Annotated in this window: 15 protein-coding genes and 1 pseudogene; 3 read left to right on the forward strand and 13 right to left on the reverse strand. The window is 47.8% G+C overall.

All coding sequences use genetic code 11. The annotated features are described in order from the left end of the window. Positions 1 to 217: 217 nt before the first annotated feature. Entirely contained in the window at positions 218 to 970 is a 753-nt protein-coding gene (locus AB4Y93_RS12510; RefSeq protein ID WP_441892559.1) for a helix-turn-helix domain-containing protein, read from the forward strand. 107 nt (positions 971 to 1,077) lie between these two features. On the opposite strand, the gene AB4Y93_RS12515 is transcribed toward AB4Y93_RS12510, so the two are convergent. From AB4Y93_RS12515 to AB4Y93_RS12550, 8 genes and pseudogenes are all read right to left on the reverse strand, one after another. Continuing rightward, positions 1,078 to 1,818 carry a response regulator transcription factor gene (locus AB4Y93_RS12515; protein WP_028554791.1) on the reverse strand — a complete coding sequence of 247 codons (741 nt, stop codon included), beginning with the start codon at positions 1,816 to 1,818 and terminating at the stop codon, positions 1,078 to 1,080. Next, positions 1,766 to 3,538, reverse strand: a complete 1,773-nt coding sequence (locus AB4Y93_RS12520) for a histidine kinase (protein WP_441892561.1) — start codon at positions 3,536 to 3,538, stop codon at positions 1,766 to 1,768. The genes AB4Y93_RS12515 and AB4Y93_RS12520 overlap by 53 nt, the downstream gene beginning before the upstream one ends. 186 nt (positions 3,539 to 3,724) lie before the next feature. Further along, a pseudogene (locus tag AB4Y93_RS12525) lies at positions 3,725 to 3,832 on the reverse strand (glycoside hydrolase N-terminal domain-containing protein); the annotation flags it as partial. A 95-nt stretch (positions 3,833 to 3,927) separates the two neighbouring features. Further along, positions 3,928 to 5,493, reverse strand: a complete 1,566-nt coding sequence (locus AB4Y93_RS12530; RefSeq protein WP_441892355.1) for an extracellular solute-binding protein — start codon at positions 5,491 to 5,493, stop codon at positions 3,928 to 3,930. A gap of 62 nt (positions 5,494 to 5,555) precedes the next feature. Beyond that, positions 5,556 to 6,437: a carbohydrate ABC transporter permease gene (locus AB4Y93_RS12535; protein ID WP_441892357.1), complete on the reverse strand. Its 882-nt coding sequence runs from the start codon at positions 6,435 to 6,437 to the stop codon at positions 5,556 to 5,558. Between the two features lie 15 nt (positions 6,438 to 6,452). Then, positions 6,453 to 7,436, reverse strand: coding sequence for an ABC transporter permease (locus AB4Y93_RS12540; protein ID WP_057304609.1), 984 nt, complete (start codon positions 7,434 to 7,436; stop codon positions 6,453 to 6,455). A gap of 360 nt (positions 7,437 to 7,796) precedes the next feature. After that, positions 7,797 to 8,120 (reverse strand): glycoside hydrolase family 95-like protein, encoded by a 324-nt coding sequence (locus AB4Y93_RS12545; protein ID WP_441892360.1) that lies wholly within the window; start codon positions 8,118 to 8,120, stop codon positions 7,797 to 7,799. 248 nt (positions 8,121 to 8,368) lie between these two features. Next, positions 8,369 to 8,752, reverse strand: a complete 384-nt coding sequence (locus AB4Y93_RS12550) for a MerR family transcriptional regulator (RefSeq protein WP_441892362.1) — start codon at positions 8,750 to 8,752, stop codon at positions 8,369 to 8,371. Positions 8,753 to 9,036: 284 nt separating this feature from the next. Here AB4Y93_RS12550 and AB4Y93_RS12555 point away from each other — a divergent pair, with 284 nt between their 5' ends. Continuing rightward, positions 9,037 to 9,771 carry an SDR family oxidoreductase gene (locus tag AB4Y93_RS12555; RefSeq protein WP_441892364.1) on the forward strand — a complete coding sequence of 245 codons (735 nt, stop codon included), beginning with the start codon at positions 9,037 to 9,039 and terminating at the stop codon, positions 9,769 to 9,771. Between the two features lie 228 nt (positions 9,772 to 9,999). Here the strand turns inward: AB4Y93_RS12555 and AB4Y93_RS12560 are convergent, their stop codons facing one another. From AB4Y93_RS12560 to AB4Y93_RS12580, 5 genes are all read right to left on the reverse strand, one after another. Beyond that, entirely contained in the window at positions 10,000 to 10,614 is a 615-nt protein-coding gene (locus tag AB4Y93_RS12560; RefSeq protein WP_441892366.1) for a DUF1345 domain-containing protein, read from the reverse strand. A 365-nt stretch (positions 10,615 to 10,979) separates the two neighbouring features. Continuing rightward, complete coding sequence (locus AB4Y93_RS12565) at positions 10,980 to 12,119, reverse strand: toxic anion resistance protein (RefSeq protein WP_441892368.1); 1,140 nt, start codon at positions 12,117 to 12,119, stop codon at positions 10,980 to 10,982. A gap of 21 nt (positions 12,120 to 12,140) precedes the next feature. Then, entirely contained in the window at positions 12,141 to 13,829 is a 1,689-nt protein-coding gene (locus tag AB4Y93_RS12570; RefSeq protein WP_441892370.1) for a VWA domain-containing protein, read from the reverse strand. A gap of 12 nt (positions 13,830 to 13,841) precedes the next feature. After that, complete coding sequence (locus AB4Y93_RS12575) at positions 13,842 to 14,573, reverse strand: hypothetical protein (RefSeq protein ID WP_441892372.1); 732 nt, start codon at positions 14,571 to 14,573, stop codon at positions 13,842 to 13,844. A gap of 511 nt (positions 14,574 to 15,084) precedes the next feature. Further along, positions 15,085 to 20,118 (reverse strand): S-layer homology domain-containing protein, encoded by a 5,034-nt coding sequence (locus tag AB4Y93_RS12580; RefSeq protein WP_441892373.1) that lies wholly within the window; start codon positions 20,116 to 20,118, stop codon positions 15,085 to 15,087. A gap of 352 nt (positions 20,119 to 20,470) precedes the next feature. Here AB4Y93_RS12580 and AB4Y93_RS12585 point away from each other — a divergent pair, with 352 nt between their 5' ends. Then, positions 20,471 to 21,223 (forward strand): hypothetical protein, encoded by a 753-nt coding sequence (locus AB4Y93_RS12585; RefSeq protein WP_441892375.1) that lies wholly within the window; start codon positions 20,471 to 20,473, stop codon positions 21,221 to 21,223. The last annotated feature ends 138 nt before the right edge of the window (positions 21,224 to 21,361 follow it).

The raw sequence follows: 21,361 nt of genomic DNA on the forward strand, positions 1-21,361 counted from the left end.
AACCCCCTCATAAATTGTCTTAATTGGTTGTGCTATGAAAGTCGATACCCTTATAATATAAGGACAAGTTTTCATATAAAATGTTAGGTCTGGTAATTCATTTATCCATTTTGGTAGGTGCGGTGACGATATGAATTTCGATGCTATAAAAGAAAACGATGTCGTATACCGGTGTATCGGAGACGATTTCGACCAGGGCATTTTGTCATGCGGCTTTATGAGAAAAAGAACGGCAGAGCGCTCCCAGAATGACTTCAGGATCGGATATTACAGCTGTTTGTTGGTCCTGCAAGGCAACGGACGATTTATCTCAAATGAAGGCACTGTTATTACAATGCAAGCAGGGGATCTGGTACAACGTTTGCCCGATCGTATGCACTCCACCGAAATCGAGCCGAATGGGGAATGGATCGAGTTTTATATCAGCATAGGTTATCCTGTCTATCATTACCTCAAAACGCTAGGCATCATAAATTCCGACCAAGAGGTTCAGCCGACACGACATACAAGCGATATTTTGAATGAATTTGCCTCCCTGCTGAACTCTCTTAAAGCCGCTGTAGATGAAAGGCTCCCCTATTTGCTGATGAAAGCTCAAGAACTCATTATCCGTTTGCACGGCAGCGTACATCATACTCAGAGAGAGCACAATGATCATAAAATCTCAAAAGCTTGCCAACTAATCGGCGGCGCCAATGATATCCATTACGATATTAAGGAAGCCGCAGCAGCCGTAAATATGGGCTATGAGAATTTCAGGAAGCTATTTAAAGCCACAACCGGAGTTTCCCCTCAGCGGTACCACATTGAACATTTAATGAAACAAGCCAAAATGATGCTCCTCTCCGGACTCCCCATTAAACACGTAGCCGTTAGTCTTGGTTATGGGGATATTTATTCCTTTACCAAGCAATTTACGAAATCAGAAGGAATGCCTCCAGGACGTTATATCCGTAACCGCCACAGATAAGCAAGAAACTAAGCAAAGGGCAGGAGGATCTTGCTTAATAAAAAATCAGAAAAGGAAGCAAGGAATTGTTAAGTTGTTCGCCTGTGAAGCGCGAATGAAAAAAACCTTCAGGTATTAGGCGATTCATGACGTTCGATTTCTTCTTGATTTTCGCGGTAGGTGCCGGGAGTCGTTCCCGTGTATTTTTTGAACACCTTCGCGAAGTAGTGCTTGGTATCGAAGCCGACCTGCCGGCTGATCGCGCAAACGGTCGAATGAGGCTGCGTTTTCAGCAGCTTTTGCGCTTCCCGGATTCGTAACGCATTCAAGTAATTGACGAGGGTGTCTCCCGTCTCCTTCTTGAACAAGCTGCTAATATAATTCGGATGCAGACTCATGCGATCCGCAAGATGGTCGAGGGACAGATCGTTCATATAGTTCATTTGCAAATAGGCCAATATCCGTTCGGCGTGCCGACTGTAATCCGAATCCGATGCGGCGGGGAGCTCCTCCTTCACGCGGCTCAGCAGGGACGCGATTTCCTTTTTGTCCAAAGGCTTCAGCAAGTAATCTACGACGCCCGAGCGAAGGGCCTGACGGACATAGTCGAACTCGTCATAGCCGGTCAGGATAATAAATCGATCGCATAACCCCTCAAGCCTGGCCTCCTGAATTAATTCGAATCCGTTCTTCTCCGGCATATGGATATCCGTTATCGTCACATCGGGCATAAAGCGCTTCATTGTCTCTAATGCCTCCGGGGCATTGAGAGCCGAGCAAATGTCGGAACCGACAGGCGCGACTTCCTCGACGATTTTAACTAACCCTTTCAGAATCAAAGGTTCGTCGTCTACGATCAAGATCTTCAACGTCCGCCACCTTCCTTTTCACGATGATAATGCGCAAGCAGGCTCCTTTGCCCGACTCGCTGAGGATTTCCAGTCGGGATTCTCCTCCGAAGAAGCTTTTGACTCGTTCGTTGACGTTTTTCAAACCTACGCCGACCCGCTCCTCTGCCTTTCTAGGCTCGTCGTGCCTGGACAGCCGTTCGCGAAGCGCGAGAAGCTTCTCCGGCGTAATCCCGTTGCCGCTGTCGGTAACGTCGATCGTAATCTCGCTTTCCGTTTCCGTCGCCTGCAGCGAGATATGGACGGGTCGAAGGACGGCGGAAGCTCCATGCACGATCGCATTTTCGATAAGCGGCTGCAAAAGGAATCGTGGACAAGCCAGCCGTTCGGCATCCAGCGCAACTTGAATTTCAAAAGTCAGCCTGCTTTGGAGCCTCATTTTGTGGATGTTCATATAAAAGGAAACCATCTCGATTTCCTTCGCAAGAACCGTTTCTTCCCGCGCGGACGACAAGCTGTACCGCATCAGTTTCCCGAACCAGAAGGAAATATCGGCGACTTCCTTGTCGTCGTTAGCCTCGGCGACCATGCGGATCGTCTCGAGCGTGTTATAGAGGAAATGAGGCTTGATCTGCGCTTGCAGCACCTGGTATGCCGCTTCTTTGTTGCGCATTTCAGCTCGGTGGACGTTGTTGATGAGCTCGTCCATTCGCCGGACCATCGCGTTATAGGTGACGATCAGGAAGCCGATTTCATCCTTTTCGAACTTGCCGTTTTTGATCGTCAGCTGCCTGAGGTTATTGTCGTTCAGCGTACGCATATGCCGGGCCAACCGAAGAATCCGTTTGGTAATTGTCGAAGCCAGCAGGTAATAGGCGATGGATAAAGCGATCAACAGCAGCACGATCATCGTCACCAAGATGATTTCCTTCTTCTTCACGGAACGGAATACGTCTCCCACCTGACCGGTGACGATGACACGAACGTCCAGCGGCTCGAGCTTCAGCTGATTGACGATCGTTTGCCGGTTGATAAAAAATTTCCTGTCATCCGCTCGCAGAAGACGCAATGTCTTCTTGTCCAACGCCGGCGCTTCGTTCGTCAACGGATCGCCCTGTCCGGACAACAGCAATGCCCTCCAACTTCCTTCCACACCCGCGGCCGCATAGAAGTTATGGATTAAACTATTGCGTACCCGAATTTCAAGAAGGCCGATTCGCTCCGTAATTTGCGTATTGTAAATGTACTGGTAATAGATCAAGTCCGGATCCGACGCCGCGGGATCGGCGCGCAGCCATTTTCCCTGTCCGGCTTTCAGAGACGAGACGGTTTGTTCCGTTTGCGGATCCAGCATAGACCGATCGCGAAACAGATTGGTGATGGGCAATACCCGATCCTTCATCTTATAAATGACGATGGATTCGATCTCCGGATTAGCGAACATCGATTGCGTGTTCAGCGGGAGAATATAGCGGGTCAGTGCGTAGATGCTGTCCGCGTCGGATTCGTATACGCCGTCCAGATAATCGGTCAAGTATGGATTGTATTGCAGCACCCGGTGGACCGACTGAATTCGGGCGAAATCCGTTTTCAGATTGGCGTAAGCCTGCTCCAGGATTTTCTGCCTGCTCTCCACGAATTGTTGCGTCAGGTTGCCGTAGATTTGCGTGTAATAGTGATAACCGAATGCCAGAACAGGGATAAAGATCATAATCACGTAACCAAGCACGATTTTGCGCATGATGCTCAAGGCGGCGTTTCCCTCCGATGCGGAATCCATATATCGTTAACATATCATGCACTAAAGAATTCCGATAGAGGCGCATCCCTTCCAGATTTGCAATTCCGCAAACCCCGGTTATTGCCCCGCGTCCGGCCGGTTATAATCTTGCGGCGCCCCCGACCACAACGTCTCCTCGTTGATCTAGATTCTTTCCGTTTCCGCTGCTCCGAACACCATTGCTCCCAGCCGTCCGTTGCCAATCGGAAGAGCCTCTTTCCATGCCGTACCGGGCGAATCGTACTCCAGCTTCATCATTTTCCCGCCATTCCGTTCTCCCATTTGCCTTCACCTGCAATATAGCGTGCAAAGTCCGTCAGGAACGCGCAGCGCTCCTGACGGACCCAGTCTTATTTTTTAAACAAATCCTTCTTCTTCTGATAGGTTTGGTTAGCCCAATCCACCAAGCGATCCAGACCGATCTTCTCGGCGTTCTTCACCATGCTCTCGTAGTTTGCCACGGCTTCTTCCTCCGACTTCGCCAAGTAGATTTTAACCTTCTCGTTTTTGATCATCTCGTCGATCTTCGTTTTGATCGTCTTCTCGTCCGAATCCGGCTGCAGCTGAATCAAGCCGAGCTCCGGCTTGTAAACCGTGAACGCCTTTCTTTCCATCAACGCTTTCGTCTTCTGCGCTCCCGGTACGTAGCTCAACATGCCTTCCGTAACGCCGTCGTTGTACAGGTACCACCATTTGATTCCGTTGCTGTTGACGAAATCGGCGTCGGACGGATCGTATTTCAAATTCGGATACCCTTCGTCGTTCCAGGTCCAATGCTCGCCCTCGACGCCGAACATCGTTAACTTTTTGCCTTCGTCGCTCGCCAGATATTGAAGGAACTTGATCGACGCCTCCGGATCCTTGTTTTTCTTCGTGATAAACGTACCTGCAAAGCCCAGTCCGGAGCTGACCGCTTTCGCATCTTTCGAAATGGAGCTAGGCAGCATTTGGAACGTATACGAACCGCCGGCGTTTTTGACCTTGATATTGTCCGAGTCTGCTATGCTGACCGTATGCATATGCGCGAATGCCTTCCCGCTGGTCGCATACTGATCGTCGATCTGATCGTTCGTATAGGCGAAGTTCTCCGCCAGAATGTCCCCTTCGCGGTACAGACGGTTCATAAACTTGAAGAAATCCAGCATTTCCGGCTGTCTGATCGCATAGTCCACTTTTCCGTCCCGCTCATACCAGCCGTCCAGAAGGCCCTCGACGCCGAACTGCGTCAGGAAGTATTGCTCGATCCAATCTTTGTCCATGATCAGAGGGATCATGTCCGGATATTTTTCTTTGACCATGCCCAAAACCTTCATAAAGTCGTCAATGGTGTCTATTGGCGGATTGCCGAGCTCTTGCAGAATATCCTCGCGCACCGCGATACCCGGGTTGCCGTCGCTGCCGACCGAGTATTTGTTCTGCGCCATTTCCTCCTGCGTCGCGAAGGAGTTGCGCACCGTATAGAAATTGCCGTCATCCATCGTGTGGATCGCAATTCGTATCGGATCGATCTTAAAGTCAGGCGCGTATTTCTCGATCAGCTCGTTCCAAGGATAAGAAAGCTTCGAATCGGACATCCGTTCGATGTTCGCGTTAGTAAAAACCAGATCCGGGAGATCGCCGGACGCGATCATGAGCGGAAGCTGCTTGTCGTCCGTGGCTACTGTCACTTTCAGCTTGATTCCCGTCTTTTCGGTAATTTTCTCGGCAACCGACCCCTTCCACTCCTTCACCGGATACCAGGAGGCATCGATAAACAGGGATAGCTCCTTCACCTCGTTGCTTTTGGCGGGCGGTTCGCTCCCCACCGAGTTATTGACTTGACCATCGTTGCTATTTCCGCATGCGGACATCAGCGCTATCGTCATCATTAGGATGAGCGATAAGAGCAGTGCCTTCTTCCCTTTGTTTCTTTTCAAAATAACCCCTCCAACAAGTGATGTTTATATTAAAGCAAACGCTTTAATATCTGCCAACAAAATCAACCCTTCACGGAACCCAGCATAATGCCTTGAATGAAAAACCTCTGGAGGAACGGATAGACGCACACGATAGGCGCGATAGATATAACCATAGCCGCTACCTGAAGCGAATAGCTGGTGACGCCCGCTGAAGCGCTGTTCGCAACGGCTATAGCGTCCATCGGCGCATTGCTCTTGTTGATAACCTCCATCATCCGGAAAGCGAGCGTCCTCAGACCTTCCGACTGCACGAAGTAAGCGGAATCCAGCCAAGAGTTCCATTGACCAACCCCCAAGAAAAGCGACATGGTTGCGATCAGCGGCATAGAGACGGGAAGGATGATCCGGTAGAAAATAACGAGCTCGGTAGCCCCGTCCATGTAAGCCGACTCCTTGAGTTCACTCGGAATTTCCTGAAAGAACGAAATGGCTATCAGCAGAAAAAACGTACTTAACATGGAAGGAATGACATAGACACCAAACGTGTTCAGCAGCCCCAGTGAGCGCAGAACGACGTAATACGGTATCAAACCGCCGGAAAAGTACATCGCGAATATAATGACCGTGAAATAACCTTTGCGAAACAGAAGATCGCGGTGAGACAGTCCATAAGCAACCAAACAGGTAAAAAGGACGCCTAGGACGGTTCCAGCAAGCGTTCTCATAATCGTGACCAAAAAAGCACGGTACCAGTGGGGGTCATCCAAAAATCGCGCGTAATTTTCAAAGGAAAAGGTCCTTGGCCATAGATAGACGCCCCCAAGAAGCGAATCGGTTCCTTTATTGAAGGAAAGAATCAGGACGTAATAGAACGGATAAAGCATCGATAACGTCAGAATGGCTAGTAATGCATAAATCATAGCGTCCATGATACGATCTTTTTGTTTTTGGCTGAGCTGCATGCACGCTCCCCTTTCCTAGAATAGACTTGATCCCGAAGTGCGTTTGGCAATGTAGTTGCTGGAGAAAATCAGGATGACGGAAATGACGGACTGGATCAAATCAATCGCTGCCGCATAGGAAAATCTCCCGTCTCTTAATCCGACCTTAAACGCATAAGTTTGCACGATCTCCGAGGTCGGATTGTTGATGCTGTTGCCGAACAGAAACGCCTGCTCGAAGTTGGAGCCCACCAGTCCTCCGCCCAGAATGCTTCCAATCGTCAGAATAAGTACAACGACGATCGTTCCTTTCATTCCAGGGAACGTAATATGGCGAATTCGAGCCAAGCGGCCCGCTCCGTCGATCTGCGCGGCTTCGTATAATGACGGGTTAATGCCCGCTATGGCGGCCAGGAAGATAATCGTCCACCAGCCCATCTCCTTCCAGACGGCACTTCCAGTCGCCAGTCCCCAGAAATAGTTGGGGTTCGTCAATATGTCAAGCGGCTTGTCGATTATACCTAGCCCTAGAAGCGCTTTATTGACCATCCCGATATCCGTCGACAGGAAGGCGAAAGCGATGCCTGCGACGACAACCCACGAGATGAAATGGGGCAAATAGCTGATCGTTTGGACAAAACGCTTAAACTTCAAATTTTTTACTTCGCTTAATAGAATGGCCAGCAATATGGGAGCCGGAAAAGCAAAAAGGATTTTTAGCAGACTCAATGCCAGCGTATTTCGAACGATTGTTCCAAACTGATAGTCATTAAAGAACTCCTTGAAATGCTTTAATCCCACCCATTCGCTTGTAAAAATACCCTTAATTCCGGTAGAGATGGAATACTGCTTAAATGCCATTAGAATGCCGAACATCGGCGTATAGGCGAAGACAAGCAAAAATATCATGCCGAGCCCAACGAACAGGTGCAGCGTTTTTTGTTTTTTAAACCGCTTCCAAAACTGCGTTCGCTGTTCTGTTTTTCCCTTAATTCCGGTTACGCGTGTATCCAACTCCATATCTGCTCCTCCTTTGTTTTCAGTGTACTCTTCGAATCAGAGCGTCGAAAGCCAACATTCTTAAGAAAGCGTTGTCATTTTTGAAGATCGGATGGCAAGGTGCCCGGACAATAGCATCCCGTTGCCGCCGTTCAAATCGGTTTGCTATCCGCATAGAACGCGGCGATATCGTCCCTCGTACGCTTCCGTTTCTGGACAAAAAATAGATGACCCCCGACGAATTGACGAATTCCGAGGGTCATCTACCGGCCATTGCTAGTACGGCCTAGTTCTGCTTTGATCACGGATTAAACTGCAGCGACAAGCGGTTTTATTTCACTTTTCCCTGCTTGGGCATTGGCGTTGACGCAAGCAATCGTTTCAATCCGGAAGCACGGTGTAGACGACGCCGGCATCCGCATGAAAGCGGAGAAGGCCGGCCGGCCTCTCGGATTCGACCGGTTTCCCTTCCACTGTAATCGAACAACTGATCGAGCTTCGGATACAGTATGGTCCACTGGCAGTAGAGGCAATTACGGCCTTCGTCAGACTGCCGTCCTTCCATTCCAAGTCGACCGTATAGCCGCCTCTAGCGCGCAGCCCTTGAACGTAGCCCGTTGACCAAGCTGCCGGAAGTGCCGGGAGCAGATGAAGCTCGTCCGCATGAATCTGAAGCAGCACCATTAGTTGCAGTAAACTGCCCATTAGTTGAGAAAACGGCAGCTCATCATATGTGAGCTGCCGTACTGTCTTTGTTGAGCTAATGTCTCCCGTCCCTCGTTTAGCGTAACATACTACATAACCCAGCTAATCAGAGAAGCCTTTAAATAGCACTTCTAATTCTGCCGCGTCATACATTTCACCATCACTAAACGCTGTTTTCTTTGTATATTGAGCTATCGTCCTAGTTTGTTCAAGCTCACTACAATGACTTCTTTACTAGTCCCTCATTTTCAAATTTTTATTGTTGTATTGTTCATTTGACTTTCAAGAATATCGTATAATGCCAGTTTATAGTTTATTTTGTCTAAATTAGAGTAAAGTTCTTTCATTTTATTCTCAATCTCTTCTTTGTGATTAGTCAACATCGACTTACGCACAGAAATTGTGGAGTTTCCTTCCTTATACAAACATACATACTTCCGAATTTGTGAAATTGGCATACCTGTTGTTTTAAGTAGAGTGACATACCGGATGCACTCTAGAGCTTCGTGATCATATAAGCGTCTTCCACTTTCATCGCGCTTAACATAAGGAATCAACCCCTCGCTTTCATAGTATCGAAGTGTGGGAGCTGACAGACCGGTCAATTCGGTGACTTCTCTTATACTTATCATAGTTTAGTAACTCCTCCATTCCAGAGTTAAAGTACACTTCAATAACACACAGAGTTAGCAACGACAGTCAATTGAACCGTGGCATGCATTTGACAATGTCTAAGTACTTCTCAAAGTACTTGAAAGTAGAATTAAACTCTAATGTACAAGGAGAGAAGACACCTTGGTTGGTTCAGTGTTTACTTAGATTGTATACATTTTATAAAAAAAATTGACTTCAAGTACACTTTAACATTTAAGCTTTAAAAGAATCAAATTTCATTCATACAGGAGGCGTAATCATCATGAATACTTCGAAGACTGTTCTAATAACAGGAGGAAATAAAGGTATCGGTTTCGAGAGTGCTAGACAATTGGGCAAGCTAGGATTCACTATTTTGATCGGTTCAAGAGATCAATTTAAAGGGCAAGAAGCAGCAGCTTCACTGAAGAACGAGAATATAGATGCCGAGGCAATTACGCTTGACGTTACAAACCTAGACACAATTCAATCTGCCGCTAAACGAATTGAAGATCAGTATGGTTCGCTTGATGTTCTAATCAATAATGCCGGTGTGAACTTGGATAGAGGTCTGCCTCCGAGTCAACTGGAATTGACCGTTTTAAGGGATACTTATGAGACCAATGTTTTCGGGATGTTCTCTGTGACTAAGGTAATGCTTCCCTTGATTAAAAAATCGCCTATTGGCAGAATTGTTAATCTTTCAAGTGGCTTGGCTTCCTTGACCTTGAATAATGACCCGAAATCCGATGCTGAAAAATACGGAGTAAATGTACTCGCCTACATGAGTTCTAAAACGGCTGTCAATGCTCTGACTGTTTTGTTTGCCAGAGAATTAAAAGATACGGCGATTAAGATAAATTCAGCAGATCCAGGGTACACAGCTACGGATTTGAATGGACATACAGGGTATCGTACCGTTGAACAGGGCGCTTCTATTGTCGTGAAACTCGCCACCCTTCCCAACGATGGTTCCACCGGCAGTTTCTTTGATGAAACCGGAGTGATACCGTGGTAATACATTAGGAGGTGCGGCTTGATGATCGTGAATCCGTAGAATAGTAAAGAAATAATAGGTTCCCAATCGACTTTGCCGATTGGGAACCTATTATTCACCATGCATTTCTTGTTCCCCGAGGATAAAACGGTTCTTTGGTGATATTTTCGATATCATTTATTAAACTAACCTGCCCTTCAGCAAAAACAGCAGCCGATTATTCCGGCTGCTGTCGAGTTATTTGAATGATTATGCGATGTTAATCGCCCGCGCCGCCAGTACCGCTACAATTACGAATGAGATGGATGCCTGCATCATCATTAGAACTTTGGCCTTTTTCGACAACACAAGTGTATCTGTTGGGCTAAACGCGGTGTTTGTGTTAAAGGCCAGAAACAAATAATCAAAAAAAGCTGGTCTCCAGGTTTTCAAATCCTCACGAGTCATTTGCGGGAAAAGAAAATCTGGAACCCGTTCTTCTTGTTCATTTCTCGCATTTGGTCCGCCACGATCGATTTCCCAGTACCAGACAGAAAACACGAATATATTGGTCACCCAAAGTACCAATGCACTTCCGAATAACTCACTTGCACTTGCAACATGTGTAAAAAGTTGGTGCAAGAGGATAACGACACTACTGATAAGCCCTAGCATCACCATGCTGTTTGTAATGATCGCGAATGTTCTTATCCACTCGTGGTGTCGCCTTAAAATGGGAATGATGAGGGTTACAAGCATGGAAACAGCAAGGACCGGCAATGTCCAACTCTGCAAAACAGTCAGTTTTTCTGGTAGATAACTTAGTAAGATACATATCACAATAATAATAGTAAAATATCCCCATCTCGACGAATGTCGTTTCACTCGCTTTTATCCCCTTCTTACTCGTAATTCCCCATCATATTCGTATTTTTAAGATGAGTTGTTTAGTCTTATAAAGAATACTATGTTTCAACGATCCTGCCCGTTACTTCAACACAAACAGCAGCCGATTACCTATCGGCTGCTGTCGTGTTTTTTGAAATAAAGTTTCAGTTAGAGCTTAAAGCTACCTCAGGCCAGTTGCAGAAGATCCGCCATGTCCCTTCGAGTATAGACGATACGATAAGGAACGAATCCAATGCCTTCTTAAACGACAGAAAACAAAAGCGACCGATACGGTCGCTTATCTGTTGGAACTGTTCTCTATTCAGGTACTCTATGGACATGACTACGGAATCCAACGCATCTTATAGCCCCAAAGCATTGCCTTTCTCAAGCCGCAAAATATGCTTCTCGCCATCGTCGGCCAATGTCCTGAACTGGTTGATGGTTTCCCTCATTTTCGGAAGAGCTTGCTGTTTGTACGAGCTGATCGAATCGAACGCGGACAGCACGTCTGCAAAAGCTTGTTTCAAGGTATCGACCGAGACCGTGGCTTCTATAGCTTGCTGTTGAATGGCGACTCCCTGGTCCTTGAGCATTCGGGATGTACCGGCGATTAGGTTCGTAGTGGTCTGATTCAAAAGTTCGATTTTCTTGAGAACGATGCCTTGATTATACAAGGCACTCGCCACCGTAACGGCGATTTTCAAGGCAGAGATCGTGACCGTCTTCGCTCGGTCCACGCCGCGAATGAGCTCCTTATTATTGCGGATGACGACCTCGTATGCCAAGATCCCCTGCTGATTGACGACCAGCATTTGCTGTAAATCCATGACGCGCTGGCGCATCGGGAACAGGATTTCCTCGGTTATGAACTTAATCTTCTCGGGGTCCTCACCGTTCCTTTTAGCCGCTTCGATCTGGGCTTCGATGGATTCGTCCATGAGCATCCCGAGCTGAATTTCCTTCTTGAGCGTTTTGGTTAGCTTTCGGATATCATGCTGTTCGAGCTCCAGCGTCGTATTGTCGTTTCTGAGCACGGCACCGCCTTTATCCAGCGACACCACAATATCGGCAATCACATCATCGGCCTTCTCGAACTTAAGGAAGTACGACCGCAGCGGATTGAATAATTTGCCGAGAAATCCCTTCTTGGCAAAGTCGATCATGCTCGGATCCAGATCTTTCAGCTGCGTGTGCAATTCGGCCAGTCCCTTCGCAACCGGTCCTCCCTCATCACCCGATTTCGCAAGATTGCCGACCGATACCTGCAGCAGCGTGTTTTTGTCGGAAGATCGTTTCATGGTGTTCAGACCGTAGGCATCGATCGATTGAAGAATCTCTTTGCGCTGGTCCAGGGACTCGACATCCATCGCCATAATCATCTCGACGTTCGAATCTGCTTCTTCTTTCAGCTTAGCCACTTCCTCCGGTAATGGCCGTATAGTAGGCTCGATCTCGGCCGTCAGCTCCTCTGGATTAGATACATTCATCGAAAATGCCATTGAAATTCCCCCTCGGATTGTTTACATTTGCACATTGAATAGATTGCCGATCTTGTACACGACATCGTCCGTATCTGCGTTAATGCTGGCCGCTTCGTTGATGCTGGAGATATTCTGCAGCGCTTGAATATTAGCGTTGTAGCCGATCGTGTAGATCGGAATCTTATACGTCTCGATTAATCCCTTGATGTCCTGCAGCGTATAGCCTTGGTTCGTCTCGCCGTCGCTTAGGACGAAGATGATCGGCTTGGTGTTCGGGTCGATGGCCAATTGATCTTCGAGGAGCTTCAGCGCTACGACAATCCCATCGAAGGTGGCCGTCCCACCACCGGACTGCAGACTATTCACAGCTCCAACGAACAAGGACTGCTGATTCGTGTCGTATTTGGCGATCGGCAGCTTAATGGTGACACCGTCCGAATACGAGACGAGACCGATGCTGTTATCTCTGCCTAAGTATTTCTGCCCTTTCAAGAGTGACTCTTTCAAACGATTAATTGGCTCGCCATCCATGCTGCCGGAAACGTCGGTGACGAAAACTGCCGTGATCGGCTTACTGCCATTCTTCTTCTCTTTCCATACCTTCTGAGCGGATATAAGCAGGTCGCCATCCACGGGAGCAAGTTCCGAATTGTAGGTATCAAGGCCGTTAAATCCTTTTTCCTCCGCGGTTTTCATATACTTATCTTGCGTCACGAACTCCGCAAATTTCTTGAGAATATCCAGCTTCTCCTGCGGCAGATCACCTAATGCGTAGAGCGGACTATCGTGTCTGAACCCAAACGGCGTAAATACGTACCCGCTCTTCAAATCCGCGGCGTTGACGTACGTCTGGTATTCAAGGACGAATCCGTCCAGGGCGCCTGACTTGGCTGCATCACGCATCTGAATGGTCGTGGAGGCGATAAACGGCACATTGGACTGGAAATTTTCGAACTCTTGTACCGCCTTATCGCTCAATATATTCGTATTATCGAAGGTATGAAGTGCAGTTACTAGGAAATTTAAGCCCGTAGAGCTTGCGAAGGGGTCGGTATACCCCATGGAAAGCTCGTTATTTGCAATGGCTTCCGTGACGGATTGGATATTAACGGAGCCGTACTTGTCGATCATGGCGTCGTACTTCGCTTTGGCGATGACGATTCCGGGAACATTGCCAACTAAACGTTTGGTCACGAGCTGCGCTTTAACCCCGCTTGCCTGAACCATTTCGCCCCATAGTTCATTTGAAGGGGTGAACGCATCGGGGACGTACTTGCCGGATTTGATATAGTCCGCGGCCGTGCCCGAGGCGATATTGCGAATCTTGACCGACGCGGGTTTTCCGTTCACGGTTATATTCGCTTTGTTAAACTCGGTTGCCACGTCCGTCAGCCATCCGTCGACGCCCGTTCCCGACTTTTCCGTTGACGAGAAAATCTCGACGAAATTGTCGTTCGTATTGTTGACCGTGACGGGAAACTTGCTGATGTCGGGCAAGGACGCAGCGACATCGACGGGGTCCAGGTCGATCTGGCCTTTAACGGGTGTTTCGGTAGTCGGGGAAATTTTTTTGAACAGCTTGCTCAAACGATCCCCAGCATTCTCTACCGTCACCTCCGCTTTCGATTTGCCCAGATTGGAGGTCAAGGTTACCCCGGCATAAACAAGCCCGAAGACGACCGCTAGAAGAACAATAGAGATCAACAAAAACTTACTCTTTCTTTGCATCCAGGCCACCTCTTAATTCTTGTAGTATTGGGTTTGTTTGATCAACGTGTCGATTTCCAGCATGCAAGGCATGCTATCGATGTCGCCTGGCTCCAAACTATCCAAGCGGGAGATCTCCAGCATGAGCTGATCCAGCTTTAACAAGATTTCCTCGTTCGTGCCCAGCGATTGCTTGGTGAAGGAAAGGTATTCGCTGTACACGTTCTTTCTGGCTTGCAGCAGCTCCTGCGATAATGACGACGGCTTCTGGCCCGAGATGCTTTCGAACTCCGACGCGTCGAACGTATGCAGCCGATTGAGGATGCTTCTGACGTTCAGGTAGAAGAGCTTCTCCACTTCGTAAATGACGGAAGAAAACTTCTTATAGCTCAATTCCGCGGGATCGAATCGCTGTTTCAAGACCTCGAGCAGCATGTTTTTTTTCTTCTGCATTCGTTCCAGTTGACGCAAAGCCAAACCGATATCTTCTTCTAAAACCTTAGTACGCCTGAAGCGAGATAATGCCTCAATATAATCGTCATGCGTCTTAATCTCCTTCACCGGCAGAGATACCGGGGCTTTAAATAGGAGAAAGTAACACCCATAGGTCAGCGTGATGGCGCTGGCGACGAGAAATGTTACGCCGATTGCCGAAGAAAGCGCATTGTCGCCAATCTCGATCCCGATAAAACCGCGGGAGAAAACGACAGTATTTAACGCTACGACACCAAGTGTCAAACCAAGCAGCTTTATGTATCTTGTCACGCATTGAACCCCCTCTGCCAAAAGAATACTCATATCTCATTATCATTGTACAATAATGTTAAATCCTGGGGCGAGTAATTTATGGATATAAGTTGAAATCCTAGTAAACTCGTCTAGCGTTTTAAAAACTTGCATCAATAGCCATTATTGGGCATATACGCGTGTGATGCAGCTGACGTTTCCGATTTCAGGAAAATCGCTTTGGGTTAGTTACCCAAGTTACCGATCTTGACCGGTCTAAAGGCTTGCAGAATGAGGATTGTTCTTTGTGCCTTTCTTAAAAGCAATAAGACCCTGTCAGGATCTTATTGCTCAAGAATTAGACGACCCATCGTGGATAAGTCCCTCTCAGGATCTTATTTTCCAATGAACAGGTGATATGGCCATGGAAATCCCTATTCTTAAGAATAATAAGACCCTGAGGGGGTTTTATTGATAGCAGTAGTAGAGCAATTAAAGCAAATAAGACCCTCCGAGGGTCTTATTTGCCGACAACTGTATTTAAAGTTACTTACCTGGAAAGAATGCGGTAGATCATGACCGCTGCTTCTGCGCGAGTCAGATTGGATTTAGGATGGATGCCTGAGGCATCTCTTTGAACAATTCCCGCTGCTGCAAGCTTGGCGATACTGTCTTGTGCGTAGCCTGCGATATCGCCGGTGTCCTTGAACTGGGATGCATCACCGTCGGTGGACGTTGATAGCAGCTGTACGGTTTGCAATGCTCGTGCTGTCATGACAAACGTATCTTCTCTAGTGATCTGCTTATTTGGTTCGAAACGGTTAACGCCTGTACCTGTAACAATTCCGTAGAGCTTGGCGCTAGCCAGCGCATTGTAATAGTAAGCTGACTCGCTTACATCGCTGAAGCCTGCCGGGGCTGCGGTTTGTGGCAGTTCCAACGTGCGCATCAAAAGCGTAATAAACTCCGCGCGTGTAATACTGCTTTGCGGATCAAAGATCCCTTCCGATTTGCCTTGGATAACGCCTTTGGCCGCAAGGATATCAATAGCCTCGCTAGCCCAAGCTGCACTGGACAAATCATCGAAGCTAACTACATTAAACTGAACCGCATATTGGCTGAAATGCTTGGTCGTAAAGATCACTTGACCGGCCTTGTCATCATAATGTCCGTTTGGCACCGGAATGCGGTTGCCTTGCGGATCAATATAGAAGACTGCGATGTGATCCGGTGCTTTAAGCTCCTCCGCTGTTGGCTTGTACGGAATGCTAACCGTCACAGGCGCATCTAGGTTGCTCCAAGGAATAACACTGCCGTCCCTCACAAGCGAGAGGTCAATAACAGGATGACCATTCTTGTCATTTTCCTGTGTCAAACGAAGCTCAACTGTACCTGATTGAAGATCTGCTGTGCTCAGCATCGTTGACTGTAAGCGGACTGTTCCCGAGCTTGTTTGAAGCAGGATATCATACGTGTAGTCAGCTGTCTTCAGCAAGGAAACCGGGATTGTCAAACCTGCACTCTGATTCGTTCCACCCGCAAACTTAATCGTAACCGCCTTATGGCCTGAAGGATCGGTCGTCGCGGAATGCAAGGCTGCTGTGAAATCGGAATCCGATAGTGTTGCAGTGCCCTGATCATTAGCCGTTAGCGAAACCGTTCCCTGGTTCACATTACTGCTACCCCCAGTACTGCCGCTATTGCTGCCTGTATTGCCGCCGCCATTACCACCGCCGCCGGTGTTATCGGCTGCCGTGATGGTGAATGACACCGGACTGCTGGTCACGCCATTTACAGTTGCTGTAATGGTGCCGCCTCCCGCACTGATCGGAGTCAGCGTGCTTCCGGATACACTCGCGTAGGCGTCTCCTGAAGCTACCGCCCAAGTGATAGACTGGCCGTTCAAGGTAAACGGATCATTGTATTGGTCCATCCCGTTAACGGTTAACTGGCTTAAATCATATCCGGTACCGCCAGCGGTTAACGAAGGGATTGTCCCCGTAACCGTGACAGCCGTCAGCTCTGGTGCTGACCCAGCTTCTCTGGTCACGACTACCGTATAATCCTGGTAGTTTGTTCCGTCAGCAGACGCAACATTTATTGTAATCGTATTTGCACCTACTTGAAGCGGTACATTCGCTGAAGGCGCACCATTTGGCGTACTGACATCATTTAGCTTCAGAGTAGCCTTTGACGCACTAGCTGTAGGTGTAAGAGAAATTTGGTTTACACTGTACGGTACGCTGACCGTATACTCAGTGACATTCTCTGAGAAAGCCGGGGCAAGAGTACCTTTACTTACCGTCAGACTTTGCAAGGTGCTGTCAATATCACCCGAAATGCGGTTAATAGTCACATAGTAGGTAACCGTTGTTACACCGTCTTCCGCAGTAACCACAACAGGGATAACATTTTCCCCGTCTACAAGAAACAGGCTTGGCGATGCTTCGCCACTCACTACCGTATTGCCATTCACGGTAATCTCTTTAACGAATTCACTGTCTGCCGTCGGAGTCAGTGTAATCTGACTTACACTATTAGGTACATCCATGACATAATTCGTTGGATCGACCTTCGTCAAAGTTCCTGTACTGACTTGAAGATCGGCCAGCTCCGCATCATTCTTCGGATAAGCGATCCCCGTACTGATTCTCACATTATCCACATTCACAGAACCCGTCACATTATAATTGGAGTTAAAATCGATGCCCGTCAAATAATTCGTGGTGGAATCGGCAAATCGGAAGCTGCCTTGATCAACCTTCTTAACTCCATCAATGTACATATCAAACTTCTTGCTGATTGTATTCAGTACCAGCTTGAAATCATACCAGGTGTTGGCCGTATATGGCTGTACAACATGGGCTGTACCGGAAGATCCGTTATCCTTGTACAAAATGCCCGTACTGTCCATCCCTACAGCTGCCGCCATATGCGAAGAGTTATCGCCATATATCATTGGTACGGTGAAATATTGATTCGTATTGCTCTTGCTGAGCGAATACTCGACGGTAACGATACCGCTCAAATTGTCCAAAGCTTTATAAAGCGATGTTTTATTGCCGTTCTTACCGGCTGTCGGCTGAGAAATCAGCACGCTCTTGTTCGTCGCGCTTGGACTTTCAGCCACGGCCACGCTGCCGCCGGCAACCGTTGCTGCAACCGTCCAGCCTGCTGGAGCTGTCCCTGTTGCGCTGGAATCAAAGTTGTCATCAATGACCGCAGCCGGTTTGCCCGGCGATAAATAGACATCCGCGAGTGTTAAGGTAATGCCCGGCTTCACTTCCAGCGGAGACCCGGCTTTCGCCGTAACCGTCCATGACTGATAGCCCGGCTTTGATACCGTCACCGTATAGCCTGATTTCACAGGCAGATTGCCTAGCGAGAAATAGCCTGATGCATCTGTTATTACCGTCTCATACACCGCAGCGCCATTGCTGATGCGTACTTCCGCTCCCGCTATGGCTGGGGGATTCGATACATTTGACGTATCTTTAACCGTACCTTCAATCGTTCCGGTCGGATTCGTCGAAACAACGGTCAAATCTACACCCGACGTGGTGTCCCCGGCAGCAACGATAACATGCTCGGCCGCGGCAGTCGTATAAAACTCCTTACTGCCTGTAACCGTATAATCCGTACCAACAGGTACATCCGGAATGCTGTAGAATCCACTTGTGTTCGTTAGTGCAGAATATTTCGTACCGCCTGCCGTCAGACTCACTTCTGCTCCATCAATCATCGTGCCTGCAGCATCCTTCACTTGACCAGTGATAGATTCTGTTCCGCTGTTCACATCACCGTAATATTCGAAAGCTCCAATATCAGGCTTGCCGTTATACAGAACTGCACCGGCAAAATCTTTGCCGCCGTTATCTGTAATGAGCATCGTCGAATTACTCAGGTTCATGCCGATCTCATCCAGAGCGTTGCCGATTGCCAAAGAGCCTGGCTGCAGCTTGAAGCCGGTGAAATCAAGAATCGGACCAGTCGAAGCATCCCCTCGTGTCGTTGGGATCGGGCCAACAAACTTCGGATCCCCAACAATCGCATGCGCTTCGTTTGCCGCAGGGATTACATTTTGCCCAAAGTACAGGTTGTGATCGTAAGTCACACCGGTACCTGATGCGATTGTTACTGGTTTAACAGGACCGCCTGCCGCGTTATAGAAAATATTATTGAACATCTTCACGGCGTAATCCGAGTCATTCAAATACGCGCTGCCACCGGAGGAATTGACGAACGTCACATTTGATCCAGCTTGTGTGTTGTAGAAAATGTTGCTATAGACCAGCTGCGTTCCTTTGTCACCATGCGGATTCAAGAAACGTTTGGCCGGAGCCGCGTCTTGAATAATGTTATAACGGACTGTTGCTGTACCAAAGACGAAGCCGCACAGCAGAATGCCGTCGCCTGTATTGTGAATATAGTTGTATTGAATAAGAATGTTCGTTGATTCCTTATCCGGATCGATCGCGTTGGAATCGGCGCCGCCTGCTTTCGCTAGCGTGTCGTATACCTCGTTGTACTGAACCGTAATATTGTCGGTGTAGTACATCTCAATTGCGCTTGTACCGGCACCGGCCGAAACGTTATGTTCAACCAATGCGTCCTTCACACTTGTTAGGTAGATGGTGTCACAGGCAAAATTCGAGTCATATTGGCTGAAGTAATTGTCACGGATCGTAATGTTCGTATGCGGGTACCATTCCGGATCGTACCATTGGCCAAGCGGATCTGTAGGCGAGGAATGATTCTTGCCGTCATCCCGGGACGCCCAGTGCACATCACCTTCATACTGCTTGAAAATAACGCCGCCAAACGAGTTATTCTGGAACTTGCTGTCCTCGATCACCACATCATCAAACTTCGTTGGAACAGGCGTTTCACCTGGCTTCAGCGTTTCGAACAGGATGCCGCCGGTCCGTTTGGAGCCGTCCCAGCCTGAGCCGTGGTAAATCCCGCTTCCCGGCTCATCATCAGCCGTGCTTCCGCTGATCCACATATTCCACCCGGTCACATCATGCACATTCACACCACGGATATAGAAATGCTTCAGCACTCCGGCGTCTCTACCGGTCACATGCATGCCCCTAAGATCCGCTAATTTGGAAGGATCATTAGGTGCTCCAGCTGCTGTATTCGTAATTTCGAGATTGTTAATGTCCCAATACTGCTGGTTATAGAACTCGACAACAGAGTCAATAACTCCGGCGCCGTTAAGCTTCGGCAGTGGAGCCGCTCCGCCGTACATATCCATCGTTATCGGGCTTCCTTCAGCACCTGAGCCAAGCGGATGCAGCTGCTCTCCCGTCCACTCACTTCCGGCTTTAAGCAAAATTCGGTCACCAGGCTGAAATGTCGTGGCACTTACTTTTGTCAGCGACCTCCAAGCTGTATCCGCACTTAGACCATCGCTTGTGTCGTCTCCTCCCACTGAATCAACATAATACGTTGTCCCTGCACCAGTAGATGCAAAGGTTGTTTGGGGAACGATTGTACTGATTATACTGATCAGAATGATCAACACCATAGTGATTGAAATACCTTTGATGCTCTGTCTAGTTAACTTAGATGCACGCAATTAGATTCCTCCCTCAAGCCATTCCACAGGTAGAATGCGCTTTCATTTATTCAGGCAACTCCTATTATAGAGCTCCCAAAGGAGGTTGATAGTGGAGGAATGAACACAATTCTTTCACTATTTCTGCTTTTCCCCACTTCCAATAGACGGATAAAGAATTTGATGTGATCGTCATCATACTATCTTCAGCCCTCAAGAGAATATCAATGGAATAAATTTGGATGCGATTGGAAAAATAAGTCTACACCTTGCTTTAGGAGTTGATCTTATCCCTTCTTATGTCCCTTATCTGCTCCTTACAATAGCCAGTATTGTATTCTTTATTTTTTCCTGGGTTAAAGCTCGAAGTTCCATGATCATCCCCTATTATATTTGTGTTGCCGGGACTATTTATATTTTCGAGCTGATCATATTCATTATTTTCAACAGCTATACCTATCACCCCGGTCTGCTCAAGGATCCGTTTTATGACAGCGCCTTAGGTGCTATCGTATCTAATGGCTTTATTGTTCCGTCCACGTGCACTTTGGTAGCAGTCTACGGCATTAGCTTCGGCTGGATTCTGATCATTGCAGCGGGCTTTATGGGAATTGAACTAACCTTTATTCATTTAGGCATTTTCGAGCATCATTGGTGGAAAGTCATCTATACAGGCATCGGTATAATTCTGCTGCTCTCGATAGGTAAGTGGCTCTGGCACAAACTATGCCATTCAAAACTCCCTTACCTGTTCCAGTTGATCTTGCTGTATATCATTAATGTTTCCTTGCAGGGATCCGCCATAGCTATCTATTTGATCTTTTTTCATCAGATTGTATTTCAACCAGGCTGGTTCGAGGACCCTTCCAGAGACAACCTTGCATTCGCAACGCTAATCGTCCATATAGACTCCGTCTTCTTTGCATGGTTAATTTCCTTGCGGGGCAACTGGATGTGGAAAACAATAGTAATTGGCTTACTGGGCTGTGGTTACCTGTGGCTAATCCGACAAGACATTTTATACGCTGCGAGTATGTGGTCCGTGATTCTGTTGATTCTGCTGCAAATCATTATAATTCAACTATTAGGCAGCATTTATCGCATTGTTGCTGGAAAGGAATGCTAATGAACTATATGAACCCATCTCGTCGGCCTAGGGCCAAGTTAAGCCTATTTGGCATCACTTCTCTGTATAAACGTAGTCCGTACATGGTCCTTTGGTGGTCGGCTGCTTTCCCCGGCTTTGGTCATTTTCTCCTGAACC

The sequence above is a fragment of the Paenibacillus sp. YAF4_2 genome, from assembly GCF_052113225.1.
GTDB lineage: Bacteria > Bacillota > Bacilli > Paenibacillales > Paenibacillaceae > Pristimantibacillus.

What these genes read in the sequence shown, in the direction of transcription:
- AB4Y93_RS12510 (WP_441892559.1), top strand. Translation starts at nt 218, where the DNA reads ATGAGAAAAAGAACGGCAGAGCGCTCCCAGAATGACTTCAGGATCGGA.
- AB4Y93_RS12520 (WP_441892561.1), bottom strand. Translation starts at nt 3,538, where the DNA reads ATGCGCAAAATCGTGCTTGGTTACGTGATTATGATCTTTATCCCTGTT.
- AB4Y93_RS12535 (WP_441892357.1), bottom strand. Translation starts at nt 6,437, where the DNA reads ATGCAGCTCAGCCAAAAACAAAAAGATCGTATCATGGACGCTATGATT.
- AB4Y93_RS12540 (WP_057304609.1), bottom strand. Translation starts at nt 7,436, where the DNA reads ATGGAGTTGGATACACGCGTAACCGGAATTAAGGGAAAAACAGAACAG.
- AB4Y93_RS12545 (WP_441892360.1), bottom strand. Translation starts at nt 8,120, where the DNA reads ATGGGCAGTTTACTGCAACTAATGGTGCTGCTTCAGATTCATGCGGAC.
- AB4Y93_RS12550 (WP_441892362.1), bottom strand. Translation starts at nt 8,752, where the DNA reads ATGATAAGTATAAGAGAAGTCACCGAATTGACCGGTCTGTCAGCTCCC.
- AB4Y93_RS12555 (WP_441892364.1), top strand. Translation starts at nt 9,037, where the DNA reads ATGAATACTTCGAAGACTGTTCTAATAACAGGAGGAAATAAAGGTATC.
- AB4Y93_RS12565 (WP_441892368.1), bottom strand. Translation starts at nt 12,119, where the DNA reads ATGGCATTTTCGATGAATGTATCTAATCCAGAGGAGCTGACGGCCGAG.
- AB4Y93_RS12570 (WP_441892370.1), bottom strand. Translation starts at nt 13,829, where the DNA reads ATGCAAAGAAAGAGTAAGTTTTTGTTGATCTCTATTGTTCTTCTAGCG.
- AB4Y93_RS12585 (WP_441892375.1), top strand. Translation starts at nt 20,471, where the DNA reads ATGATCATCCCCTATTATATTTGTGTTGCCGGGACTATTTATATTTTC.